Annotated in this window: 20 protein-coding genes; 12 read left to right on the top strand and 8 right to left on the bottom strand. The window is 67.3% G+C overall.

Going from position 1 to position 24868, the window contains the following annotated elements:
- Nucleotides 1-4 precede the first annotated feature (4 nt).
- Complete coding sequence (gene gyrA, locus ACXMDP_RS05295) at nt 5-2692, top strand: DNA gyrase subunit A (protein WP_259728843.1); 2688 nt, start codon at nt 5-7, stop codon at nt 2690-2692.
- On the top strand, nt 2689-3918 hold the full coding sequence (gene crtL, locus ACXMDP_RS05290; protein ID WP_259728922.1) for a lycopene beta cyclase: 1230 nt from the start codon (nt 2689-2691) through the stop codon (nt 3916-3918). Before gyrA ends, crtL begins: the two co-directional genes overlap by 4 nt.
- 52 nt (nt 3919-3970) lie before the next feature.
- On the opposite strand, the gene ACXMDP_RS05285 is transcribed toward crtL, so the two are convergent.
- Together ACXMDP_RS05285 and ACXMDP_RS05280 are read right to left on the bottom strand one after the other, a co-directional pair.
- The gene (locus ACXMDP_RS05285) at nt 3971-4417 is read right to left on the bottom strand and encodes a universal stress protein (RefSeq protein WP_094510259.1); all 447 of its coding nucleotides are present in this window, start codon (nt 4415-4417) and stop codon (nt 3971-3973) included.
- A 172-nt stretch (nt 4418-4589) separates the two neighbouring features.
- Nucleotides 4590-6161: a 1,4-alpha-glucan branching protein domain-containing protein gene (locus ACXMDP_RS05280; protein ID WP_259728923.1), complete on the bottom strand. Its 1572-nt coding sequence runs from the start codon at nt 6159-6161 to the stop codon at nt 4590-4592.
- A 165-nt stretch (nt 6162-6326) separates the two neighbouring features.
- Between ACXMDP_RS05280 and ACXMDP_RS05275 the strand changes: the two genes are divergently transcribed.
- The 4 genes from ACXMDP_RS05275 (at nt 6327) to ACXMDP_RS05260 (ending at nt 10642) form a co-directional block, all read left to right on the top strand.
- Complete coding sequence (locus ACXMDP_RS05275) at nt 6327-6962, top strand: LabA-like NYN domain-containing protein (RefSeq protein WP_311134095.1); 636 nt, start codon at nt 6327-6329, stop codon at nt 6960-6962.
- Nucleotides 6963-7002: 40 nt separating this feature from the next.
- Nucleotides 7003-8625 carry a 2-isopropylmalate synthase gene (locus ACXMDP_RS05270; RefSeq protein WP_457767102.1) on the top strand — a complete coding sequence of 541 codons (1623 nt, stop codon included), beginning with the start codon at nt 7003-7005 and terminating at the stop codon, nt 8623-8625.
- Nucleotides 8626-8642: 17 nt separating this feature from the next.
- Nucleotides 8643-9485, top strand: a complete 843-nt coding sequence (locus ACXMDP_RS05265) for a carbohydrate ABC transporter permease (RefSeq protein ID WP_259728924.1) — start codon at nt 8643-8645, stop codon at nt 9483-9485.
- Nucleotides 9486-9634: 149 nt separating this feature from the next.
- Nucleotides 9635-10642: a sodium-dependent bicarbonate transport family permease gene (locus ACXMDP_RS05260; protein WP_259728845.1), complete on the top strand. Its 1008-nt coding sequence runs from the start codon at nt 9635-9637 to the stop codon at nt 10640-10642.
- A 6-nt stretch (nt 10643-10648) separates the two neighbouring features.
- Here the strand turns inward: ACXMDP_RS05260 and ACXMDP_RS05255 are convergent, their stop codons facing one another.
- Both ACXMDP_RS05255 and ACXMDP_RS05250 read right to left on the bottom strand, forming a co-directional pair.
- On the bottom strand, nt 10649-10996 hold the full coding sequence (locus ACXMDP_RS05255; protein WP_259728925.1) for a DUF6464 family protein: 348 nt from the start codon (nt 10994-10996) through the stop codon (nt 10649-10651).
- A gap of 5 nt (nt 10997-11001) precedes the next feature.
- Entirely contained in the window at nt 11002-11757 is a 756-nt protein-coding gene (locus ACXMDP_RS05250; protein ID WP_094510253.1) for a TerC family protein, read from the bottom strand.
- Nucleotides 11758-11816: 59 nt separating this feature from the next.
- On the opposite strand from ACXMDP_RS05250, the gene ACXMDP_RS05245 reads away from it, so the two are divergent.
- Nucleotides 11817-12695 (top strand): hypothetical protein, encoded by an 879-nt coding sequence (locus ACXMDP_RS05245; RefSeq protein WP_259728846.1) that lies wholly within the window; start codon nt 11817-11819, stop codon nt 12693-12695.
- Between the two features lie 417 nt (nt 12696-13112).
- On the opposite strand, the gene ACXMDP_RS05240 is transcribed toward ACXMDP_RS05245, so the two are convergent.
- The gene (locus tag ACXMDP_RS05240) at nt 13113-13901 is read right to left on the bottom strand and encodes a hypothetical protein (protein WP_259728847.1); all 789 of its coding nucleotides are present in this window, start codon (nt 13899-13901) and stop codon (nt 13113-13115) included.
- 140 nt (nt 13902-14041) lie between these two features.
- Between ACXMDP_RS05240 and mfd the strand changes: the two genes are divergently transcribed.
- A complete protein-coding gene (gene mfd, locus ACXMDP_RS05235) occupies nt 14042-17635 on the top strand; it encodes a transcription-repair coupling factor (protein ID WP_259728848.1) in 3594 nt (1197 codons plus the stop codon).
- A 99-nt stretch (nt 17636-17734) separates the two neighbouring features.
- Nucleotides 17735-17914, top strand: a complete 180-nt coding sequence (locus tag ACXMDP_RS05230; protein ID WP_259728849.1) for a hypothetical protein — start codon at nt 17735-17737, stop codon at nt 17912-17914.
- A gap of 309 nt (nt 17915-18223) precedes the next feature.
- Here the strand turns inward: ACXMDP_RS05230 and ACXMDP_RS05225 are convergent, their stop codons facing one another.
- The 3 genes from ACXMDP_RS05225 to ACXMDP_RS05215 form a co-directional block, all read right to left on the bottom strand.
- The gene (locus ACXMDP_RS05225; protein ID WP_094510248.1) at nt 18224-19561 is read right to left on the bottom strand and encodes a S41 family peptidase; all 1338 of its coding nucleotides are present in this window, start codon (nt 19559-19561) and stop codon (nt 18224-18226) included.
- Nucleotides 19562-19689: 128 nt separating this feature from the next.
- Complete coding sequence (ispG, locus tag ACXMDP_RS05220) at nt 19690-20934, bottom strand: (E)-4-hydroxy-3-methylbut-2-enyl-diphosphate synthase (protein WP_259728850.1); 1245 nt, start codon at nt 20932-20934, stop codon at nt 19690-19692.
- Nucleotides 20935-20996: 62 nt separating this feature from the next.
- On the bottom strand, nt 20997-21812 hold the full coding sequence (locus ACXMDP_RS05215; RefSeq protein WP_259728851.1) for a uracil-DNA glycosylase: 816 nt from the start codon (nt 21810-21812) through the stop codon (nt 20997-20999).
- Nucleotides 21813-21998: 186 nt separating this feature from the next.
- Here ACXMDP_RS05215 and ACXMDP_RS05210 point away from each other — a divergent pair, with 186 nt between their 5' ends.
- From ACXMDP_RS05210 to ACXMDP_RS05200, 3 genes are all read left to right on the top strand, one after another.
- Nucleotides 21999-23177 (top strand): pyridoxal phosphate-dependent aminotransferase, encoded by a 1179-nt coding sequence (locus ACXMDP_RS05210; RefSeq protein WP_094510246.1) that lies wholly within the window; start codon nt 21999-22001, stop codon nt 23175-23177.
- A 50-nt stretch (nt 23178-23227) separates the two neighbouring features.
- On the top strand, nt 23228-23872 hold the full coding sequence (locus ACXMDP_RS05205; RefSeq protein ID WP_233132693.1) for a GDSL-type esterase/lipase family protein: 645 nt from the start codon (nt 23228-23230) through the stop codon (nt 23870-23872).
- A gap of 167 nt (nt 23873-24039) precedes the next feature.
- Nucleotides 24040-24855 (top strand): sigma-70 family RNA polymerase sigma factor, encoded by an 816-nt coding sequence (locus tag ACXMDP_RS05200; RefSeq protein WP_094510245.1) that lies wholly within the window; start codon nt 24040-24042, stop codon nt 24853-24855.
- The last annotated feature ends 13 nt before the right edge of the window (nt 24856-24868 follow it).

Here is a 24868-nt window from a genome sequence, read left to right as displayed (position 1 = left end):
AGAGATGGCGGACCCAACAGGACCCGGCGAGTCCGACGGGCGGATCATCCAAACCGACCTGCGAAACGAAATGTCGCGCTCCTATCTGGAGTATGCGATGAGCGTGATCGTGGGCCGGGCGTTGCCCGATGCCCGCGATGGCCTCAAGCCGGTGCATCGACGCATTCTCTATGCGATGTACGAACTCGGCCTCACCAGCGACAGGCCTTACCGGAAATGCGCCCGTGTGGTGGGCGAAGTGCTCGGCAAATACCACCCCCACGGCGACACCGCCGTGTACGACGCCCTGGTGCGCATGGCCCAGGACTTCTCCATGCGCATGCCCCTGATTGATGGGCACGGCAACTTCGGTTCGGTCGACAACGACCCACCGGCGGCCATGCGGTACACGGAATCGCGGCTGCAGGCCCTTACCACTGACAGCCTGCTGGAGGACATCGAGGCGGAAACGGTCGATTTCATCGACAACTTCGATGGATCACAGCAGGAACCCACCGTGATGCCGGCGCGGGTTCCTCATCTGCTGCTCAATGGGTCCTCAGGGATCGCGGTGGGCATGGCCACCAACATTCCGCCCCACAACCTCACGGAATTGATCGATGGGCTGCTGGCCCTGATCGACAATCCCGAGGTGGACGATCGCTCGCTGATGGCGATCATTCCCGGCCCGGATTTCCCCACCGGCGGCCAGATTCTCGGCCGCAGCGGAATCCGTGAAACCTATCTCACGGGCCGAGGATCGATCACCATGCGCGGTGTCGCGGCGATCGAAACCCTTGAAGTCCCCGGTCGGCCAGATCGGGATGCGGTGATCATCACTGAGCTTCCTTATCAAACCAACAAGGCGGCGATGATCGAGCGCATCGCCGAGATGGTGAACGACAAGAAGCTCGAAGGAATCTCTGACATCCGCGACGAAAGTGATCGCGATGGCATGCGCATCGTGATCGAACTGCGGCGTGATGCCTATCCGCAGGTGGTGCTGAACAACCTGTTCAAGCTCACGCCGCTGCAGTGCAATTTCTCCGCTCACATGCTGGCGCTGGTGAATGGTGAGCCGATCCTGCTCACCCTGCGGCGGATGCTGCAGGTGTTCCTCGATTTCCGCATCGAAACGATCGAGCGGCGCACCCGTTATCTGCTGCGCAAGGCCGAAGAGCGCGACCACATCCTGCTGGGCCTGCTGCTGGCGCTCGAGCAGCTCGATCCGATCATCGCCCTGATCCGCGCCGCCGCCGACACCGCCACAGCACGGCAACAGCTGCAGGAGCGCCACGGCCTCAGCGAGATCCAGGCGGACGCCATCCTGCAGATGCAGCTGCGCCGGCTCACCGCGCTGGAAGCCGACAAGATCCGGCTCGAGCACGAGGATCTGGTGGCCAAGATCACCGACTACAAGGACATCCTTGGCCGGCGTGAACGGGTGCTGGGCCTGATCCGGGAGGAGATCGGCAAGATCCGCGCCCGCTACGACTCCCCCCGTCGCACCGAGATCCTCGATCTCGAAGGTGGCCTCGAGGACATCGACCTGATCGCCAACGAGCGCTCGGTGGTGTTGCTCACCGAAAACGGCTACCTCAAGCGCATGCCGGTGAGCGAATTCGAGGCCACCAGCCGCGGCACCCGTGGCAAGGCCGGCACCCGCAGCCAGGGAGAAGAAGCGGTGCGGCTGTTCATCAGTTGCAACGACCATGACACCCTTCTGCTGTTCAGCGACCGGGGCGTGGTGTATGCCGTGCCCGCCTATCGCATCCCGGTGGGCAGCCGCGCTGCCAAGGGAACCCCCGTGGTGCAGTTGCTGCCGATTCCACGGGAAGAGCAGATCACCACGCTGCTCGCGGTCAGCGCCTTCGAAGACAACGTGCAGCTGCTGATGCTCACCAGCGGCGGCTACATCAAGCGCACCCGTCTTTCGGCCTTCGCCAACATCCGCTCCAATGGCTTGATCGCTATCGGGCTGGAGGAAGGCGACGCCCTGCGCTGGGTGCGTCTGGCCCTGCCGGGCGACAGCGTGCTGATCGGCTCGCTCAGGGGCATGACGATCCACTTCCGCCTCACCGACGGGGAACTGCGTCCGCTGGGCCGCACCGCCCGCGGCGTGCGGGCGATGGCACTGCGCGCCGGCGACGAACTGGTGAGCATGGATGTGCTGCCGGCCGAGCTGGCCGACCGCATCGCCAGCAGCAGCGCGGAGGAGGACGGCGACGAAGCCGATGGGGATGCCGACGCCGAAGTGGCGGTGAGCGAAGGACCCTGGGTGCTGGTGGCCTCCGCCAGTGGCCTGGGCAAGCGGGTCCCGGTGAACCAGTTCCGCCTGCAGCGGCGCGCCGGTCTGGGGCTGCGCGCGATCAAGTTCCGTCGCGATGGTGATGTACTCGTGGGGCTCAAGGTGCTCGGCTCCGGCGAAGAGCTGATGCTGGTCAGCGAAAAGGGGGTGATCGTGCGGATGCCTTCCGACGCCATTCCGCAGCAGTCACGGGCCGCCACGGGGGTGAAGCTGCAGCGGCTCGATTCCGGCGACCGGCTCACGGAAGTGGTGCTGGTGCCGCCTGCCGCCGAAAACGACGGCAGCGAAACGCTGGAGCCTGTCAGCGACACCCTGGCCCTCACCGCCGAAAGCGTGGCGCCCACCGGCGAACCCATGGAACGCACCGATGCAGCCGCGGAACTGACCGGCGAGGAAGACAGCTGAGCGCCGACGCCCTGCTGATCGGCTCCGGCCCGGCCGCTCTGGCCATCGCCGCCGAACTGTGCCGCCAGGGGCTGGAGGTGGAGGCCCTGGCCGCCACCGATCCGCTCAGCCCCTGGCAGAACACCTATGGCATCTGGGGCCGTGAACTCGATGCCCTCGGCCTCGGCGATCTGCTCGGGCATCGCTGGTCGGATTGCGTGGCCGATTTCGGGGCGGGCCCCCTGGCCCTGCATCACGACTACGGCCTCTTCGATCGCCAGCGGCTGCAGCGGCACTGGCTCGAGGCCTGCGCCGGACAACTCCGCTGGCATCGCGGCCAGGCGACGGCCATCCGCCATGAGTCCCACAGCTCGGTGGTCACCACCGCCGAGGGCACCAGCCTGACGGCCCGGCTGGTGGTGGATGCCAGTGGCCATGCGCCGGTGTTCGTCCGCCGCCCCGAGCGCGGCCCGGTCGCCCAGCAGGCCGCCTTCGGCCTCGTGGGCCGCTTCTCCGCCGACCCTGTGGCGGAAGGGCAGTTCGTGCTGATGGATTACCGCAACGATCACCTCAAGGCAGAGGAGCGGCTGGAGCCGCCCACCTTCCTCTACGCGATGGACCTGGGGCAGGGGGAGTTCTTCGTGGAGGAAACCTCCCTCGCCCTCGCCCCGCCGCTCTCGTTCGGCCTGCTGGAGCGGCGTCTGCACCAACGGCTGGCCCACCGGGGCATCCGGGTGGAGCAGGTGCGGGAAACGGAGCGTTGCCTGTTCCCGATGACTCTGCCGCTGCCGGATCTGACCCAGCAGGTGGTGGGTTTCGGTGGGGCCGCCAGCATGGTGCACCCTGCCTCGGGCTACATGGTGGGGGGGCTGCTGCGCCGCGCCCCCGGCCTGGCGGCCGCGATTGCCGCCGGCCTGGCCAACCAGACCACCTCCTCACGCGAAGTGGCGCAGCAGGCCTGGCAGACGCTCTGGTCTGCCGAGCTGGTGCGCAAGCAGGCGATCTACCGTTTCGGGCTCGAAAAGCTGATGCGCTTCTCGCACGCGGAGCTCTGCCACTTCTTCGACACCTTCTTCCATCTGCCCCAGCCGCAGTGGACCGGTTTTCTGGCCAACACCCTCACCGTGCCGCAGCTGGTGCAGGCGATGCTGGGCCTGTTCGGGCAGGCCCCCAGCGATGTTCGGCTCGGCCTGATGCTGCCGCAGGGCAAGGAGCTCGCCCTGGCCTGGCGGGCGCTGGCGGGCTGAAACTGCTGGGCTGACACTCCCGAGCCGAGACTTTGGACTGACCCTGACGGGATCAGCGGAACACCAGCACTGGCTGCTTGGCCTGGGCGAGCACGCGCTGCGTCTGACTGCCGATCAGCAGCCCGGTGAGGCCGCGCCGCCCATGCGAGGCCATGAAGATCAGGTCACAGCCGTGGCGGTCCGCCGCCGCCAGGATCGCCTCCGACGGCGAGTCGTTGACCACGCTTTCGCTTGCCGCCTCCACGCCTTCCTCTGCGGCGAGGCTCATCACCTCCGCCAGGGCCCGCTGGGAAGCCTCCCTGCCCACGTCCTCGATTTCCTGCAGGGTGCTGGGCTGGATCCATTCACCGGCGCCGTAGGTGAGCCCAAGCGGCGCATTGGCCCGCACGTTGAGGACGGTGAGGCGGGCTCCGGCCTCACGGGCGAAACGGCAGGCGGCAGCAGCGGCGGCCAGCGAAAGCCGGGAGCCGTCGGTGGGAACGAGCAGATGCTGAAACATGGCCAAACTCCACGCAGAGCGGAACGGCTCCGCTCTGATTCGAGCACGGGTTGTGGGCCCTGGTCAGTGGGCTGCGGGCTGTGCGTTCTGGCCTCTGAGCTGCGAGCGCTAGCCCTCGGGCGGCGGTGCGGGCTGTCGGCTGTGTTCTGCGAGCCTCGGGCCGTTGGCCGGGCTAACGCGGCGGCCGTGTGGCCCAGTCGGCGGCGTTGATGAGCGGGAACAGCGGATCTTCCCGTTCCACCGCCGCCAGCCAGCCACCGGGGGGATCGTTGCCGCTGTCGATCGCCGCCAGCAGGCGCCAGAAGCGATCCAGGTGCGTGCGGATCCGCTCCTTCGCCAGTTCGGTGGTGGTGCCGGCCCTGAGAATGAAGCTCCAGTCGGAGGACTGGGCCAGCAGCAGCTCACGGCCCGCCTGGTTGAGGCGCTGGAGCTGGGAGGCACTGCCCACCCCCCGGTTCACCCGCTCCACCATGGCCGCCGAGGCCCGGTTCCACTCGGGCACCACCCAGGCATTGCTTTCGTTGAGCCAGTAGTGGTGGTACCCCCCCTGGCCCCAGCTGGAGGGAGAGGGGCGGCAGATCTGCAGCCCGTCTCCGCGGCGCAGCACATCGCGCAGGGTGGTGAAACCGATGCCGAGGGCAGGCGCCTGCAGGAAAAGCTGGGCCAGGAAGCGGGGCCCCTCGTACCACCAGTGGCCGAACAGCTCCGCATCGAACGGCGCCACCAGCAGCGGTGGCCGGTCCATGGCGCTGCTCAGATGGTCAAGCTCCCCGGCGCGCCCGCGCAGATAGGTGGCGGCGTGCTCATCGGCCCGCTGCTCGGCCGGCCCCGGCAGGTAGGGCAGCTTCCGCTCCAGTGGCGTGCCCCTGGCGGACACCCGGTGCAGCTTGAGACCGAGCGGCCGGGGGGTCTCGATTCCCACCGCAGTGAGGGCCTCGCTGGAGAGATCCCAGCCCAGATCCCGGTGGAATTCCCGGTAGGCGCCATCGCCTGGGTACCCCTCCGAGGCCGACCACACCGGCAGGGTGGAAGCCCCATCACGGGCGAAGAAGGCCACCCCGGCGGGCGAACAGATCGGGGCATACACGCCATAGCGCGGACGGGGCAGGGCGTGCAGCAGCCCATGGGCATCGAGCACCGCGTAGCGCAGACCGCAGGCCACCAGCTGCTGATCGAGCCCTTCGAAGTAGGCGCACTCCGGCAGCCAGATCCCCTGCGGGCGTGCGCCCAGCAGCCGCTCATGTTCCCGGATGGCGGTGAGCAGCTGGGCTCGCACCGCCTCGGGGGTGGCCCGCAGCAGCGGCAGGTAGCCGTGGGTGGCGGCACAGGTGAGCAGGTCGACCACGCCCAGCTGCCAGAGCCGCTGGAAACGAGCCAGCAGATCACCGCCGCAGGCCTGCCACTGCTGGCGTGTGTGGGTGAGCTGGGCCTCCAGAGCCTCGGCCGCCTCCAGATGCGGGGGAAGCGCCAGTGGCAACAACGCCAGGCGTTGATCAATCCAGGCGGGGAAACGGGCCTGCAGGTCAGGCGCGCTCAGCAGCGACAGAAGCGTGGGGGAAAGGCCGAGGGTGAGACGGGGCGCCTGGGCGGGATCCTCAGAGGCAGCTTCGAGCAACTCGAGCAGCGGCAGGTAGCTCTCCAGCAGTGCCTGAAAGAACCAGTCTTCCTCCAGCGAGCCGGGCTGGCTGCTGCGGACGTATGGGAGATGGGCATGGAGGACCAGGGCCAGTTCGCCTGTGGCCATTGCCATTCCAGCCGTTCACGGGAGTGTACGGGGACGGTTCCACCACGACGCCCTCCGCCACGAGCTTCGCCATGAAAATGGTCAGCGGCACGGCCGGGGTCGGGGTCGGCAGGGACACAGCTGGCAGAGGGTGGTCTCTACAGTTTTTGTTTAACGAAACGAGTGATGCGTCGCTGTCTGGCAGTTGACGGGCACGGCATGTTCTACGCCCAGCAGAAGCTCGGCTGGTTCTTCGATCCACGCCGCCTGCTGGAGCTGGCCGCGGAAGGCGTCACGGATCTTGGCAGCGCCTTCTGGTACACGGGGCTGAAGGATCCCACTGACCAACGCCCCTTCCGGGACGCACTCACCAGCCTGGGCTTCACCGTGCGAACCAAACCGCTGCGGGAGTTCGGCACCGACCCCGACCAGCGGCAGTTCGCCCGCGCCAACCTTGATGTGGAGATCTGCCTCGACCTGATGGCCGTGGCCCACCGCACCGATGAGCTGTGGCTGATGAGCGGAAGCCGCGACCTTGAACGGCTGGTGGAGATGCTCCGCACCCAAGGCCTGAAGATCACCTTGATCAACGCCGATGGCATGGTGCCGCGCGAGCTGCGCAATGCGGTGGATCGCTTCATCGACCTGGGCAAGCTCAAACCCCAGCTCGAGAAGATGGAAGCCGTCCAGGCACCTGTGTTCCAGCGCAGCATCCCGGAGGCTTCTCCGCGATCAGAACCGGTGCGCCACCAGGTGATCCGCCCGGATGCTGCCTCCCTTGAGCCCTCACCTCGGGAAGTGGTGATCGGACCCTCGGTCTAGGATCCCCTCTAACACGTACTCACTTCGACCTGCAGCGGCCATGGCCAAGGATCCCGGCCGGGTTCTGATTTTTGACACCACCCTGCGGGATGGTGAGCAATCGCCGCGGGCCAGCCTCAACCTCGAGGAAAAGGTGGCCATCGCCCAACAGCTGGCGCGCCTACGGGTCGACATCATCGAAGCGGGCTTCCCCTTCGCCAGCACGGGCGATTTCAACGCCGTGCACCGCATCGCCGAAACCGTCGGCACTTCCGACGGCCCGGTGATCTGCGGGCTTGCCCGGGCCACGCGCGGCGACATCAAGGCCTGCGCGGATGCGGTGGCGCCGGCGGCGCGGCGGCGCATCCACACCTTCATCGCCACCAGCGACATCCACCTGGAGCACAAGCTGCGCAAGAGCCGGCCCGAGGTCGTGGAAATCGCCGCCGAGATGGTGGCCTATGCCCGCTCCCTGGTGGAGGACGTGGAGTTCTCCTGCGAAGACGCCGGCCGCAGCGACCCGGAGTTCCTCTACGAAGTGATCGAAGCCGCCATAGCCGCCGGGGCCACCACGATCAACATCCCCGACACCGTGGGCTATGCCACTCCGGCGGAATTCGGTGCCCTGATCGCCGGCATTGATCGCCACGTTCCCAACATCGCTCAGGCGGTGATCTCTGTGCACGGCCACAACGACCTGGGGCTGGCCGTGGCCAATTTCCTTGAGGCGGTCAAGAACGGCGCCCGCCAGCTCGAATGCACGATCAACGGCATCGGTGAACGGGCCGGCAATGCTTCACTCGAGGAACTGGTGATGGCGCTGCATGTGCGCCGCGCCTACTTCAACCCCTTCCTCGGCCACGACCCCGCCAGCACCGAGCCGCTCACGGGCGTGCGCACCGAGGAGATCGCCAAGACCTCCCGGCTGGTGTCCAACCTCACCGGAATGGCGGTGCAACCCAACAAGGCGATCGTGGGGGCCAACGCCTTCGCGCACGAATCCGGCATCCACCAGGACGGTGTTCTCAAGAACCGCCTCACCTACGAAATCATCGACGCCCGCACGATCGGTCTGAGCAGCACCCGGCTGTCGCTCGGCAAGCTGAGCGGCCGCAGTGCCTTCCGCGCCCGGCTGGAGGAGCTCGGCTACGGCCTCGAGCGCGAAGACCTCGACGACGCCTTCGCCCGCTTCAAGGAGCTGGCCGACCGCAAGCGCGAGATCACCGACCGGGATCTTGAGGCGATCGTCAGCGAGCAGGCCCAGCAGCCTGACGCCCAGTACACGCTGAAGTTGGTGCAGGTGAGCACCGGCACCAACCTGCAGCCCACCGCCACGGTCACCCTGGTGACGGCCGATGGCGCCGAGCTCACCGGCGCCGCCATCGGCACAGGCCCGGTGGACGCGGTCTGCCAGGCGCTCAATGCGCTGGCACGCGTGCCCAACGAGCTGGTGGAGTTCAGCGTCAAATCGGTCACCGAGGGCATCGATGCGATGGGGGAGGTCACCATCCGGCTGCGCCACCAAGGGGTGCTCTATTCCGGCCACGCCGCCGACACCGACATCGTGGTGGCTGCCGCCCAGGCCTTCATCCACGCGCTCAACCGGCTGGTGCAGGGCACCGAACGGCTGCCTCTGCACCCCCAGCGCGCACCGCTGCCGGTGGCGGAACGCCCCCGACTGTGAGCCGCTCTCCCCGCAGGCTGCAGCCCCAGCGGAGCGCGGGGCTGCCGTGGCTGCCGGCCCTGCAGCTGGGGCTGCTGCTGCTGGTGGCCCTGATGGTGCTGGTGCCCCTGCTGTGGCTGGTCAGCACGTCCTTGAAGGGTCCGGCCGAAGACATCTTCGCCTCGCCGCCGTCGTTGTTTCCAGCCCAGCCCAGCCTGACCGCCTATGGGCGCCTGTTCGCTGAACATCCGCTGGGCCTTTACCTGTTCAACAGCACGGTGGTGAGCCTGCTGGCAGTGGTGGGTAACCTGCTGTTCTGCTCCCTGGCGGCCTACCCGCTGGCGCGGATGCGCTTCGCCGGCCGTGGCCTGGTGCTGGCGCTGGTGGTGGCCACGATCCTGATTCCGTTCCAGGTGGTGATGATCCCGCTCTACCTGTTGATGGTGCAGCTGGGCCTGCGCAACACCCTGCTTGCCTTGATCATTCCCCAGGCCGCCACCGCCTTCGGCATCTTTCTGCTGCGGCAAAGCTTCATCGGAGTGCCCGTGGAGCTGGAAGAGGCCGCCCGCATCGACGGCTGCACGCCGCTGGGTGAATGGTGGAACGTGATGATTCCCGCGGCCCGGGCCGATCTGATCACCCTGGCGATGTTCGTGTTCATCGGCACTTGGAGTGATTTTCTCTGGCCCTTGATCATCCTCGATGATCCTAATCTCTATACACTGCCGCTCGGATTGCAGCAGCTTGCCAGCAGCTTCTCCCTCGACTGGCGGCTTGTGGCTGCGGGTTCAGTGGTGTCGATCCTGCCAGTTTTGGTGTTGTTCATTGCGCTTCAGCGTTATATCCTTCCTAGCTCCAGCGGCGATGGTGTGAAGGGTTGAATCCAGCGCTCGCTTTTCCGGCACTTGCTGTCCCTTCGCTCACGATTACGGCGCTCAAAATTCGATCCCCCACCGTCCCCGGTCGCCAGGATCCCAGCGCCTAGACCTGTAGCCTGCCGGTGCGCCATTGATCGATCACGGGAACCTCGATGCAGACCGGACTGATTCTGCAGAATCTGCTCTCTCCGCCGGTTCTTTTCTTCGCCCTTGGGGTGATTGCGGTGCTGGTGCGATCGGATCTGGAGATTCCCGCCCCCCTGCCCAAGCTCTTCTCGCTGTATTTGCTGCTGGCGATCGGCTTCAAAGGAGGGGTGGAGCTGCAACACAGCGGCCTGGGCGTGCAGGTGATCGCCACGATCGCCGCCGCTGTGGTGATGTCGGCCGTGGTGCCGCTCTACAGCTTCCTGGTGCTCAGGCGGCAGTTCGACGCCTCCAATGCGGCCGCTGTGGCCGCCACCTACGGCTCGATCAGCGCCGTCACCTTCATCACCGCCGAAACTTTTCTGGTGGTGTCTGACATCCCCCATGACGGCTTCATGGTGGCGGCCCTGGCGCTGATGGAATCACCGGCCATCATCGTGGGGTTGCTGTTGGTGAAACTCACCAGTCATCAACGCCACGCCGGCGGCATCGGCACGGGCGTGGCCTGGGGCAGCTTGCTGCATGAAGCCTTCCTGAACAGTTCGGTGCTGCTGTTGATCGGCAGTCTGGTGATCGGCCTGCTGGTGGCGGCCTTCAGCCCCTTGGGGGTGGAAACAATGGAGCCCTTCACCGGCAAGCTGTTTTACGGCGCCCTCAGCTTCTTTCTGCTCGACATGGGCATCGTGGCGGCACAGCGGCTCGGCGATCTGCGGCGTGCCGGCAGCTACCTGATCGCCTTCGCCGTGCTGATGCCGCTCTTCAATGCCGCGGTGGGCCTGCTGCTGTCCCGTTGGCTGGGCCTGCCGCAGGGAAATGCGCTGCTGTTCATGGTGCTGTGCGCCAGCGCCTCCTACATCGCCGTTCCCGCCGCCATGCGGATGACGGTGCCGGAAGCAAACCCAAGCCTCTACATCTCCAGCGCCCTGGGTGTCACCTTCCCCTTCAACATCGTCGTGGGGATCCCGCTTTACTTGGCGGTGGTGCAGCGCTTCATCCCACTCGTGGTGCAGCCGTGAGAAGCCTCAGACAGGTGCACGGTGCAGGCAGCGCTCGCAGGGGCCTTCAGGCAAGACAGCGCAGCGCAGCAGCGGGGAGCGGGCATTGAAGCGGCAGCTGGGGTCGCCGATCACCCAGTGGTTGTTCCACCAGGTGGCATCCGCCGGTTGCCGTTGTGGTTTGACCTGCAGCGCCACCTCGGTGAGCTCGTAGCGTCCGTTGCGGAGCTGGTAGCGGTGGTGGCGTTGCAGCACCAGAAACGAACGCTGACCCCGCTCGATCCAACGGCCCGGCTGGGGCACCTCGCCCAGGTGGGCCACCTCAAAGCGTTCCAGCAACCGCTCGGTGCCGGCCTGGCGCAGATCCACGTGCAGGGGCGTCAGGGGCTGACCTCCCCGGTCTGCTGCTCACTGCGCTGCGAGAAGCCCCAGACGAACAGGCAGGCCACCACAAGCAGCAGCGCCCATTCGGGGGGGACGATCTGGGGCAGGGCCAGGCGCAGCAGCAGGCGAACCCCCACCAGACCCACGGCCAGATAGCCGGCCCGCTCCAGATGCCGGTACTCCTCCAACCAGCGGATGAACAGACCGGCCGTGAGGCGCAGGGCCACCACACCGATCACGCCGCCGGTCATCACCAGCCAGAGCCGGTCGCTGACCGCCACCGCCGCCGCGACGCTATCGAGCGAGAAGGCCAGATCGGTGACCGCCAGCGTGGCCACCACGGACCCCAGGGTCTGACCGTGGAGCCGCTGGACCGCCGGTTCCACGTGGCTGATAGCTGCAGCGCCTGCCGCTTCACCGCCGGCCTCGCTGGATCCGGCCAGGTTGGTGATGCACAGCCAGAGCAGGTAGACCGCCGCCAGCAACTGCAGCGGCCAGAAGACCAGCACCCAGCGAGCCGCCACGATCAGGGCCATCCGGAACACCAAGGCCAGCAGCAGGCCGAGGTTGAGGGCGCGCCGCTGGCGGGCCGGATCGTCGAGGTGACGCGCGATGGCGGCCAAGGCGATGGCGTTGTCCGCGGAGAGCACGGCCTCCATCGCCACCAGCAGGGGAAGCAGCAGCAGAATCTCCCCCCACTGGTCTGCCGATTGCAGCAGCGGTGTGAGTGACTCGATCGACTCCGCTTCCATAGGCAGTGGCGGCGCGCGAATCGGTCACTCTAGGAAAGCCAAACCAAGCGCGAGCCGGGATGCAGCTGCAGGCGGAACTGGTGCACGCCGAACCCGGACAGCGGGTGGTGAAGGTGAGCGCCTGGGACCAGGGAGCCCTGATCGGCAGCGCTCTGGGCGAGGCCGCCACGGCGGAACTGGCGGAAGACCGCGCCATCGAGCGCCTGCAGAGGCGATGGTCCCCAAGCGGCGCCGCTGCCCTCGCCAGGCCGGAGCCGGTGGGTGCGGCGAAGGCACCACCCCAGAAGCCAGCCATCAGCGCGGTTGAGGCAGAGCAGCCGCTGTTGGCGCTGAGCCGTGGGGGTGCGCCGGCGCAGGCGGCAGTGATGCCTGTGGTTTCGCAAGCTCCGCTTCCAGCGCCACCCGCACAGGTTCTTGGGCCCATGGAGACGTCCCCGGCACCCGATCAGGCTTGCGCCTCGCCGGCCACACCAGCAGCGCCAGCCCGTGCCTCTGCGGCGCCCACGCCCCAGGGCCTTTCCCCATCGGAGCCGGAGGTCACAGCCGATCCCGAAGACTGGAGCGATGAACTGGCGCAGGTAGAGCTGGAACTCAAGCGACTGGGATGGGGCCGGGAGGAGGAAGCGGCGTACCTGGCGCGGGCCTTCAACCATCCGAGCCGCAGCCGCCTGGTGCGCTACCTGGATCTGATGGGCTATCTGAATGCCCTGCAGCAACTGGCACCCGGCAGCAGGCCGGAGCAGGCCGCCACACCCCTGCGTCGCCGCGACCTGCTGGATCAGAGCGACCAGCTGCTCGGCCAGCTGCAGTGGGGAGCGGCAGAGGGGCGCGTCTTCCTGGAGCGGCATTTTCAGCTCAACAGCCGCCAGCAGCTCAATGATCAGCAGCTGCTGCAGTTCAACATGCTGCTGGAAGATCAACTGGCCACCAGAGCATGAACGCCTAACCCGGTCCGTCGATAGGCACGGGCACGCCGCGGCCCCGCAGTGCTGCGGGCTCTGGATTCCAGAGATACAGCGAGCGGAGGCCGGCGCTCGAGATGACAAAGCGCTTGTCATGAGGCACTCTCGCCTGGCGGGTCGCTAGCGGGAGAACGCTCCTGCGGATGGGCTCGGTTGCACGGGCTTCACCTTGAACACCGTTCCCGTGCCGGCCCCCTTGCCGGTCCTGGGCGCAGGCATCGCCTTCGGCTGGAGCCAGACCATCAGGCGGCGCCTCAGCTCCAGTTCCCGGCGATACTCCCTGTTGGCAGGAGCCAGAGCGCCACTGCAGTGGGTGCCCCGCTGCAGTGCGGGTCCCTTCCAACTGAATCCAGAGTCCGCTGCCCCAAGCTCGGTGAAACCGCTGCCTGCCGCTCAGCTGGGCCAGGCAGTTGACCAACCCACCGGTGGGCGGCATTCCTGGCTGATCAGGCCGGCCCCCTTCTCCAGCTGGTCCTGATGGGCATAGGCCTCCTGCTCGAGCTGGCGCTCCAGGGGCGAGAGATTGGCGTAGATCGGGTCGTTGAGCTGCCCCTGGGCCTGGGGCCTGGCGGTAATGGAGAGCCCAAGCTGCTTGGGCGGGGCCGACACCCCCCCGCGGCGGCAGCTCTGCGCCACATGGATGGCCTCATGGTTCAGCACCAGGGCGAAGGTGGCACTTCCCTGGTCCACCACCTCCGGCTTGATGCGGATTGTGCGGGCGGCAGGGTCCCACTCACCGGCGGCGCCGGCCTTGCGGGGCGGGCCCAGCACCACCCGTACCCCCACCCGCTGCAGCTGATCGAGCAGATCGCGGATCGCCTGCCGCTCGCGCTCGAAGCGCGGCGGATCGAGCATCAGCGCGCGGATCTGCTCGATCGAGAGCTTGGGGTCTCCCTCGCGGCGGCGGTAGCGGTAACGCACACCGCCGTCAGGCAGCACCTCGGCCTGCGGCTGCCAGTCGACATCGGCCTGCTCCAGCCGCGCCATCAGATCGCCAGCCATGAAGGCATCAAGGGCCACATCGCCCGGCCGCAGGGGGGCCGGGGGCCGGGCGAACAGCGTGTCCGACACCTGAAACGGCAGCGCTTCCAGAGCGCCGAGGGTTTCGCCCCTGCGCTCGGGCGGCGCCACCGCCAGGCCCGCCAGCAGCAGACCAGCGGCCAACAGCGTCAGCGGCAGCACGGGAGCGCCCGATCCACGCGGGGGATGGTGCCGGCTCACTCCCAGAGATCAACGTGACCTTCATGATGGTCGATCTGCACCACCAAAGCAGCGGCAGGAGTGCAACTGCCAGGATCGGGATCCCTGCGCCTCACGACCCAATGCCCCTCACCGCCCTGGTGCGCCAGCTCGAGCAGGTGCCCCTCACCGGTGAGGTGCTGCAACGGATCGAGCGCCAAGAACGGCTGAGCCTGCGGGGCGCCTCCCGGGCCGGCCGTGCCCTGATCGCCAGTGCCCTGGCCCGGCAGCGGCAGACGCCTCTGCTGGTGATCGTGCCCACGCTGGAAGAGGCGGGCCGCTGGGCGGCGCTGCTGGAACTGATGGACTGGCCCACGGCCCAGCTTTATCCCACCAGTGAGGGCTCGCCCTACGAACCCTTCGATCCCACCACCGAGATCACCTGGGGGCAACTGCAGGTACTCGCTGAGCTGGTGGATGCGGGAAGCGCCGACGGCAACAGCCACCCGTGGCAGGGGGCCGTGGTGGCCACCGAGCGGGCCCTGCAACCCCACCTGCCGCCGCCCGCGGCCCTGGCCGCCCGCTGCCTGTGCCTGCGCAAGGGCGACACGGTGGACCTGGAGCAGCTGGCCGACACCCTCAGCCGCCTCGGCTACGAGCGGGTGCCCACGATCGAGCAGGAGGGCAGCTGGAGCCGCCGCGGCGACATCGTCGACGTGTTTCCGGTGAGCGCCGAGCTGCCGGTGCGGCTGGAGTTCTTCGGCGAGGAGCTGGAGAAGCTCAAGGAATTCGACCCCGCCACCCAGCGTTCGCTCGATGCCACCGAGGCGGTGCGGCTCACCCCCAGTGGCTACGGCCCGCTGGTGGCGGATGCCCTGCGGGAAACGATGCCGGTGGGGCTCGAGGGGCTGTTGCAGCCGGAAGCGCTCGATCAGCTGCTGGAGGGCGGCACGCCCGAGGGGATGCGGCGGCTGATGGGTCTGGCCTGGGCGCGGCCCGCCTCCCTGCTCGATTACCTGCCCGCCAGGACGTTGATTGCGGTGGATGAGCGGCGCCATTGTCGCGCCCACGGCCAGCAGTGGTTCGATCACGCCGACAGCCACCACGGCGAGGTGCAGGCGGAGCTGGCGGCAGCCTGCGGCCAGCCGGTGCTACTGCCCGCCCTGCTGCACCGGCCGCCCGAACAGGCCCTTGAGGATGTGGAGGCGTTCGCCGGTTTCGATCTGGCTGAACTGGCGGAAACCGACCGCCACCCCAACGCGTTCGATCTCTCCAGCCGTCCGGTGCCGGCCCATCCGAACGCCTTCGGCCGCCTGGCGGCGCTGGTGAAGGGCTACCAACAGGAAAAGGCGAAGGTGTGGCTGCTTTCGGCCCAGCCGTCACGGGCGGTGGCGCTGCTGGAGGAGCACGACTGCATCGCCCGCTTCGTGCCCAACCCGCACGACTTCCCGGCGATCGAGCGGTTGGTGGAGCAGAACACACCTGTGGCGCTCAAGCTCAAGGGCACCGCCGAGCTGGAAGGGCTGCAACTGCCGGCCTGGAAGCTGGTGCTGCTCACCGACCGGGAGTTCTTCGGCCAGCACAGCCTGGCCGCCAGCGGCTATGTGCGGCGGCGCCGCAAGGCGGCCAGCCGCACGGTGGATCCGGGCAAGATGCAACCCGGCGATTTCGTGGTGCACCGCAATCACGGCATCGGCCGCTTCCTGAAGCTGGAGAAGCTGGCGATCAGCGGCGAAAGCCGCGATTACCTGGTAGTGCAGTACGCCGACGGCACCCTGCGGGTGGCCGCCGACCAGCTGGGCAGCCTGGGCCGCTACCGCGCCAGCACCGACACACCGCCGGAGCTCAACCGCATGGGGGGCGTGGCCTGGGCACGGGCCAAGGAGAGAGCGCTCAAGGCGGTGCGCAAGGTGGCGCTCGACCTGGTGAAGCTGTATGCGGAGCGCCATCAGGCCCCCGGCATCGTGTTTCCGCCCGATGGCCCCTGGCAAAGCGAGCTGGAGGATTCCTTCCCCTACGAACCCACGCCGGATCAGCTGAAGGCGATCACGGAGGTGAAACGCGACATGGAGACCGCCAAGCCGATGGACCGGCTGGTGTGCGGCGATGTGGGCTTCGGCAAGACCGAGGTGGCGATCCGGGCGTTGTTCAAGGCGGTGACCGCCGGACGCCAGGCGGCGCTGCTGGCCCCCACCACGGTGCTGGCCCAGCAGCACTGGCGCACCTTGAGCGAACGCTTTGCGCCCTACCCGCTCAAGGTGGCACTGCTCAATCGCTTCCGCACAACGCTGGAACGCAAGGCGATCCAGGAAGGGCTGACCGCCGGCACGATCGACATCGTGGTGGGCACCCACCAGCTGCTGGGCAAGGGCACCAGCTTCAAGCAACTGGGGCTGCTGGTGGTGGATGAGGAGCAGCGCTTCGGTGTCAACCAGAAAGAGAAGATCAAGGCGCTGCGAAAAGACGTCGACGTGCTGACGCTTTCCGCCACGCCGATTCCACGCACGCTCTACATGAGCCTGTCGGGGGTGCGGGAGATGAGCCTGATCACCACGCCGCCACCGCTGCGCCGCCCGATCAAGACCCACCTGGCCGCCCGCGACGATGAGGCGGTGCGCAGCGCCATCCGCCAGGAACTGGATCGTGGCGGCCAGGTGTTCTACGTGGTGCCGCGGGTGGAGGGAATCGAGGAGGTGGCGGGCCAGTTGCGCGAGATGCTGCCGGGCCTGAAGTTGCTGGTGGCCCACGGCCAGATGGCCGAAGGGGAACTGGAGAGCGCGATGGTGGCCTTCAATGCCGGCGAAGCCGATGTGATGCTCTGCACCACGATCATCGAAAGCGGCCTGGATATCCCACGGGTGAACACGATTCTGGTGGAAGACGCCCACAGATTCGGCCTCGCCCAGCTCTATCAACTGCGCGGTCGGGTGGGCCGCAGCGGCATCCAGGCCCATGCCTGGTTGTTCTATCCCGGTGATGGCGCCCTCAGTGAGGCGGCACGGCAGCGGCTGCGGGCGATCCAGGAGTTCGCGCAACTGGGCAGCGGCTACCAGCTGGCGATGCGCGACATGGAGATCCGCGGCGTGGGCAACCTGCTGGGGGTGGAGCAGAGCGGCCAGCTCGAAGCGATCGGCTTCGACCTTTACATGGAGATGCTGCAGGAAAGCCTGGCGGAGATCCAGGGCCAGGACATCCCCGTGGTGGACGACACCCAGATCGATCTGCCGATCACCGCCTTCATCCCCGCCGACTGGATCACCGAAGCGGACGAAAAGATGGCCGCCTACCGGGCCGCCGCCGCCTGCACCGCCAAGAGCGAACTGCTCCAGCTGGCTGCCGACTGGGTGGACCGCTACGGGGCCCTGCCGGCGCCGGTGCAGAGCCTGCTGCAGTTGATGGAACTCAAACTGCTGGCCAAACGCTGCGGCTTCTCACGCCTCAAGCCCGAAAAGCCCAACATCGTGCTGGAAACCCCGATGGAGGAGCCCGCCTTCCGGCTGCTGCGCCAGGGACTGCCCCAGCACCTGCACGGCCGGTTGGTTTACCAGGGCGGCGCCGGCAGCACCGCAAAAGTTCTGGCCCGCGGCCTCAGCGTGCTCCCCGCCGAGAAGCAGCTCGACACCCTGATGGAGTGGCTTACCGCCATGGCCGGCCAGATCCCTGCCGCTGATGGCCTCACCGACGCCCAGCGCCAGGACCAGGCAGCCGCCAGGAATGCGGCGGTGTTGGTGGTTTGAGGGGGGGGTGTTGCTTGGCCACCCCCCCGACAAGCTTCCGATTCTCTTCACCCTCATCCCCGCAAAACTTCGTTACAGTTCCGAAAAGGTTTGGGCTAAATGGGCGAATTCGTTGCTTCCGGTGGGGTTTCGGCAGGGCTGCAGAGCGGTTTGGGCCTTGTTTCGGCCCTGATCAGCGTGATCGCTCTCGGTTTGTTCGCCCTGTTCCAGGACGAAAACCAGAACAACGACGATGACGACTCCAACCCCGGCGGCGGCCTCATGCAGCCGGTGGCCTGAAGCTCCGATCCACAGCGCTTACCGGCCTCAGAGAAAGCAAAAGCCCTGTTGCGAGAATCCCCGCAGCAGGGCTTTTTCTATGGATTTATTGGTGCGCGCGAATGGCGCACACAAGTTGGTCTTCAGCCGTTGCTCCGCAAGACTTGCCCAATAAACGTTGCCACCGAAGACTTACCCATAAACCTTGCCAGTTAAGCCTTTCCCTATAAACCTTGCCCCGTAAAAGGGGTGCGCAAATGCCTGCCCGTGACATGTGCCTCGGAAATAGTGCCCCTTGGAAGGATGGCGCGCTCAAGGGATAACCCCTGATCAGTTAGTGGGTCCGAGAGCAGCCGGCAGGTTGGCACTTGAGGGGTTGTAGGGCTTGCCGGGCGCCTTGCCCACTGTGCGCAGTTGCTTCACCAAGGTGTTTTCAGCCACCCGGTACTGAGGATCGTTGCGGGTGCCGATCTCTTCGAGCTTGAGTGATCGGGCCTCCTGTTCGCTCAGTTTCACCGACACATCGGGTTTGATGCCGTGCTTGTGGATGTCGCGGCCGCTGGGGGTGAGGTATTTGGCGATGGTCACGGTCATGCCGGAGCCATCGGAGAGCCCCCGCACTGACTGCACCAATCCCTTGCCGAAGGTCTTCTGACCCACCAGCACCCCTCGCTTGTTGTCCTGCAGGGCACCGGAGAGGATTTCGCTGGCACTGGCGGAACCCTCATTCACCAGGATCACCAGAGGAGCCTTGGTGAGTGCCCGGCCGTTGGCGCGCCGCACGTCCTGGATGCCGTCGCGGGTTTTGGTGGACACGATGATGCCTTCATCGAGCCACTGGCGGGCGATCTCGATGCTCGCCACCAGCAGGCCACCGGGGTTGCTGCGCAGATCCAGCACGTACCCCTGCACCCCCTTGCTCTCCAAGTCGCGCAGAGCGGCACGCATGTCCTTGGAGGCATTGGCGTTGAACTGCTTGAGGCGGATGTAGCCCACCTTGAAGCCATCAGGGGTGGTGTTCACCTGATGTTCCACCGCGTGCAACTCGATGCGATCGCGGGTGAGCGGCATCTCGAGCACCTGATTCTTGCGCCGCACCTGCAGGGTCACCTTGGTGCCAGCCTGGCCGCGGATCAGCTTTACCGCGTCTTCCGTGCTCATCCCCTTGGTGCTCTTGCCGTCGATCGAGATGATCACGTCCTTCGGCATCACGCCGGCCCGCGAAGCTGGGGAGCCGTCAATCGGGGACACCACCACCAGTTCCTTGGTGTCCTTGTCGAGGCTCAGCTGGATGCCGACACCGGAGAGTTCCCCCGAGGTGTCGATCTGCATCTCCTTGAACTCCCGCGGATCCATGAAGCGGGTGTAGGGATCATCGAGGGTGCCGAGCATGCCCCGGATGGCCTCGTAGCTCTCTTTGGTATTGCCGTAGGTTTTGGCGAGGAGGTCGCGGCGCAGCTTGCGCCACTGCTCCGGGGTGTATTTGCCGGTGGTGTCGAGATAATCGCGGAAGACGATCTGCCAGGCCTGATCCATCACCTCCTTGGGGCTGTCGGTGATCAGGGAGGCAGCACTGGGCGCCATCAGCCATTCGCCACCCACCACGGCTGCGGCCGCACAGGCGCCGAGCCCAGCCAGGACGAGAATGCTGGTGCTACCCCTGGACATGCTCTCGGCCTCGTGAGCGTTTGTGCTGTGTTCAAACTAGCCCGTGCCAGGGGGCACAGGACAGGGTGGGTCAGGGATCCAGGGGCTTCCGAATGTGACTGGCAGCGTGGCGTCAGGCGGCCAAGGCCTCAGGGGTCGACCCAGCGGCCGTCTTCCTTGATCAGAGCGATCAGCGCTTCCACACCCTCCGCTTCCGGCACACGGCGGATCTCTTCGCGGCCGCGGTAGAGAGAGATGGTGCCGGGGGTTTTGCCCACGTAGCCGTAGTCGGCGTCGGCCATCTCGCCGGGGCCGTTGACGATGCAGCCCATCACGGCGATGTCGAGGCCGGTGAGGTGGGCGGTGGCGTTGCGCACCACGTGCAGCACCTCCTCCAGGTTGAACAGGGTGCGGCCGCAGCTGGGGCAGGCCACGTACTCCACCATCGTCTTGCGCAGGCCCAGCGCCTGCAGGATCGAGTAGCAGACTGGGATCTCCTTCTCTGGGGCCTCGGTGAGGGACACCCTGATCGTGTCCCCCAGGCCCTCGGCCAGCAGGGTGGCGATGCCGGCCGTGCTCTTGATGCGGCCGTAGTCGCCGTCACCCGCCTCGGTGACGCCCAGATGCAGCGGGTAGTGGAAGCCTTCGGCGTCCATGCGGTCGGCCATCATCCGGTAGGCCGCCAGCATCACCGGCGCCCGCGAAGCCTTCATCGACACCACGATGTTGTGGAAGTCGAGGCGGTCGCAGATGTGGATGAACTCCATGGCGCTCTCCACCATCCCCAGCGGGGTGTCGCCGTAGGTGAACAACATCCGCTCCGCCAGGGAGCCGTGATTCACGCCGATGCGCAGGCCCTTGTCCTGATCTTTCAGCAGGCTCACCAGCGGTTCGAGCGTCGCCTGGATGCGCTCACCGATCGCGGCCACCTCCTCGGGGGTGAACTCCGTGCGGTTGGGGTCGGGTTTGTCGAACACATACAACCCGGGGTTGATGCGCACCTTGTCGACGTGCTGGGCCACCTCAAGGGCGATCTTCATACCGTTGTGGTGCACGTCAGCCACCAGCGGCACGGGGCGGTAGCTGTCTTCGAGGCGCTTGCGGATCTCTCCCACCGCCTTGGCGTGGGCCAGGCTCGGCACCGTGAGCCGCACGATCTCACAGCCGGATTCATGGAGGCGACGGATGCCGGCGGTGGCACCCGCGATGTCGAGGGTGTCCTCATTGATCATCGACTGCACCACCACCGGGTGGTCGCTGCCCACCCACACATCGCCCACCCGCACGCTGCGGGTCTTGCGGCGGCGGATCACCGTGTCGTAGCGCGGGTTGCTGGCCCAGTCAGTGGGCAGACCTGCCGGGGCGGTCTGGGGACGGGCCACGGTGCCGGTCATCGGAGCTGGAAGCCGGGGAACTGGCCCCAACACTGCCACAGACAGGCGTGCAAGCGGGGTGCTCAGTCGGCGGTAATGTCCGCTGCCGGAGTGGTCGCGGGGGTCGCCCCAGCTGAGGCCCCGTCTGCATCCAGATAGGGAGAGCCTGCCTCCAGCTGATTGAGACGGCGGCGCACGTCCTGGAGGTCCTGCCAGGTGAGCCATTTGGGGGTGCCGCGCTCGCGCGATGGGTTGCGCAGCAGATAGGAAGGATGAAAGATCGGCAGGCACCACAGCCCCCGCCACTGCCGCCACTGGCCGCGCAGCTTGGTGATCCCCCCCTTCAGGCCCAGCACCCCCTCCATCGCCGTGGCACCGGCCAGTACCAACACCTTGGGCTGCACAAGCTCGATCTGCTCCAGCAGCCAGGGCAGGCAGGCGGCCATTTCCTCCGGGGTCGGCTTGCGGTTCTCGGGTGGACGGCACTTCACCACGTTGCAGATGTAGGCGTCCTGGCGGGTGTCGATCGCCACGCTGGAAAGCATCTGATCGAGCAACTGGCCGGCGCGGCCCACGAAGGGCGAGCCGCTGGCATCTTCCTGGGCGCCGGGACCCTCGCCGATCACCATCAGCGAGGCGGCCGGATTGCCGCGGCTCACCACCACCTGCTGCCGTCCCAGGGCCAACCCGCAACGGCGGCAGGCTTCGCAGGCGCCGTGCAGAGCGGACAGGGCCGCCGTTGGATCGGGGGGCTCAGCGGCGGCATGACGGGGGGCGCTTGCAATCACGGCCTCAACCAACGGCATCCCGCCGGACACTTGCCCTCCGGCATCCACCGCCCTGCCGCCGAACAGGCTGGGTTGCACCACAGCTCCAGGCAGGGGTTCGCTCGGTTCCATCCCCGCCTAACCCCAGCGTGAACGGAATCCTATGGAACGGATGCAGGGGCCGCTGATGACAACCTGCGCGGGGACGAAGCCAAGCGGCCACTACGTCAGGCAGGATGTCTAATCCCCTTATCGAAGGCATTCCAACGCTGGAGTGCCCCGGCGCCCATGTCGCGGCCGATCGCACCGCCTCCGCTGATGACCAGCCCGTTGGCACTTTCAGCCCGGGCCCGGGCCCTGCAGCCGTCCCTGACCCTGGCGATCACCGCCCGTGCGCGCGAGTTGCGGGCCGACGGCCATGACATCTGCAGCCTCAGCGCGGGTGAACCGGATTTCGAAACGCCCGCCTTCATCCGCCAGGCCGCCAGCCGGGCGCTGGAGGAAGGTGCCACGCGCTATGGACCCGCCGCCGGCGAACCCCTGCTGCGGCAAGCCCTGGCCCAGAAGCTGAGCGAGGAAAACGGTGTGCCCACCGCGGCCGATCAGGTGCTGGTCACCAACGGCGGCAAGCAGGCGCTCTACAACCTCTTCCAGGTGCTGCTCGACCCCGGCGACGAGGTGCTGCTGCCGGCCCCCTACTGGCTCAGCTATCCGGAGATGGCGCACCTGGCCGGCGCCACGGTGCGCGTGCTGCCCACCGCACCCGCTCAGGGCTTCCGGCTCCAACCCGACCAGCTCGAGGCCGCCATCACGGCCAACAGCAAGCTGCTGGTGATCAACAGCCCCTCCAACCCCTCGGGTCTGGTGCTCAGCCGGCAGGAGTTGGAGCAGCTCGCTGCCGTGCTGCGCCGCCATCCGCAGGTGGCGGTGGTGAGCGATGAGATCTACGAATTCCTGTTGGCACCTGGCCTGGAGCACCACAGCCTGGCGGCCCTGGCCCCCGACCTCGCCGACCGCATCTTCATCGTCAACGGCTTTGCCAAGGGCTGGGCGATGACCGGCTGGCGGGTGGGTTACCTCGCCGGCCGCAAGGATGTGATCGCCGCCGCCAGTGCCCTGCAGAGCCAGAGCACGAGCAACGTCTGCACCTTCGCCCAGTACGGCGCGCTGGCGGCGATCACCGCCCCGCGTGACTGCGTTCATGCCATGGCCCAGGAGTTCAACCAGCGCCGGGCGCTGCTGAGTGCCGGCCTGATGGCTCTGCCCGGCCTCACTCTGCAGCAGCCTGAAGGGGCCTTCTACGCCTTCCCGGACATCAGCGGCCATGGGCTTGATTCCATGACCTTCTCCAACCGGCTGCTAGAGGACCAGGGGCTGGCGGTGGTTCCCGGGGTGGCCTTCGGCGACGACCGCTGCATCCGGCTCTCGTGTGCAGCGTCTCCAGCCACCATCGACGACGGCCTGCAGCGCCTCAGCCGTTTCCTGAACCGTCTCTGACTCTCCCGGCACCCGGCACTGCGGCCTCACCCCCGCCCCGCAAGCTGATCGTGCTGGGCGACAGCGGGGTGTACGGCTGGGGAGACCCCGATGGGGGCGGCTGGTGCGAGCAGCTGCGGCGCCACTGGATGGAGATCCCGGGCGGGCCCGTGCTCTACAACCTCGGCGTGCGCGGCGACGGCCTGGAGCGGCTGGCGGCACGGTTGGAGGCGGAAGTGCGCTGCCGCGGTGAGCTGCGGCGCCAGGGGCCCCAGGGGATCCTGCTGGGCATCGGGCTGAACGACACGGCCCGCGTGGGGCGCCCAGATGGGCGCCACCAACTGGCCCCGGAGGCGTTCCTGTTCGGCCTGCAGCAACTGCTGCACCAGGCCGGGCAGCTGGCGCCGGTGATGGTGATCGGCCTCACCCCAGTGGATGAGGCGGTGATGCCCTTCGCCGGCTGTCTCTGGTACGACCTGGCCACCGTGCGCCACTACGAGGGCCTGCTGGAGGAAGCCTGCCTCGAAGCGGATGTGCCGTTCCTACCGCTGCTCGATGGCCTGCTGGAGGATCCGCACTGGCTGCGGCTGCTCGACAGCGACGGGCTGCACCTCAACAGCGCCGGACACCGGCGTCTCTATGAGCGTCTGAAACACTGGCCGGCCCTGTTGCGCTGGGCCTCACTGGAGCCGCAACAGAGCCGCACCCCTGCCTGAGCGAGCTGCTCATCACCCGCCTGACTGCCCGCCAGAGCAAGCGGCAACCTCCTTGATCTCACCCCTACGGGGGAGGCGAAATCACCGGGAGTGGGGATGGTGGGGAAGGGCCACCCGGCGAGAAGGTGATTCCAAGGACTTCCCATTGGCACCTCCGGTTCCCCACCATGACGCTCACCATCTTTCAACGCCGCAATCCCGAGCTGCTGGCGCAATACCAGCGCAGCGGCCATCCACGCGATCGCAACAAGATCGTGGAATTCAACCTGCCCCTGGTCCGGCAGGTGGCCAACCGCCTCCGGCCCCACACCGCCGTGCCGTTCGACGATCTGGTGCAACAGGGCTCGATCGGTCTGATCCGCGCGGTGGAAGCCTTCGATCCGGCCCAGGGCACATCCCTCAGCAGCTTCGCCGTGCCCTTCATCCGCGGGGCCATGCAGCACCACCTGCGCGACAACGAACAGCCGCTGAAAGCCTCACGCCTGCTGCGCGACCTGCATCAGCGCGGGCAGACCCTCCAGCAACAACGCCTTCACCAGCAGAAGCCCGCGCTCCGCGACGCGGAGCTGGCGGCCGCCCTGGGCTGCCCTGTCGCCCAGTGGCAGGAGGCCTGCAGCCTGCACTGGGCCCTGCAGTGCTCCAGCCTCGATGCGCCGGTTGGCACGGCTGAAGCCTCCAGTACCCCTCTGGTGGAGAAGCTCAGCGCCCGGGAAGCCCCCCATCCCTGCCGCGCCGATCGTCTGAGCGAATCCTCCTGCTCCGAGCCGGAACCGCAGCATTGGCTCAGGCAGCGGCTGCAAGACCTGGAGGTCAGCGAGCGGCGATTGCTGGAAGGGCGGGTGCTGGATGGGGCCTCCTGGCGCCAGCTGGGCGAGGAGCTGGGGATCCGGGCGCGGGTGGCCCAACGCCGCTTCGAACGGCTGGCGGCGCGGCTGCGCCAGGAACTGAGCAGAGAATGGGGGGATCTGTTCGCCCAGGCCTGAGTCAAGCGCCCCT

It is taken from the genome of Cyanobium sp. ULC065 (assembly GCF_977927515.1).
This window is presented reverse-complemented; position numbering and strand designations above follow the sequence as displayed.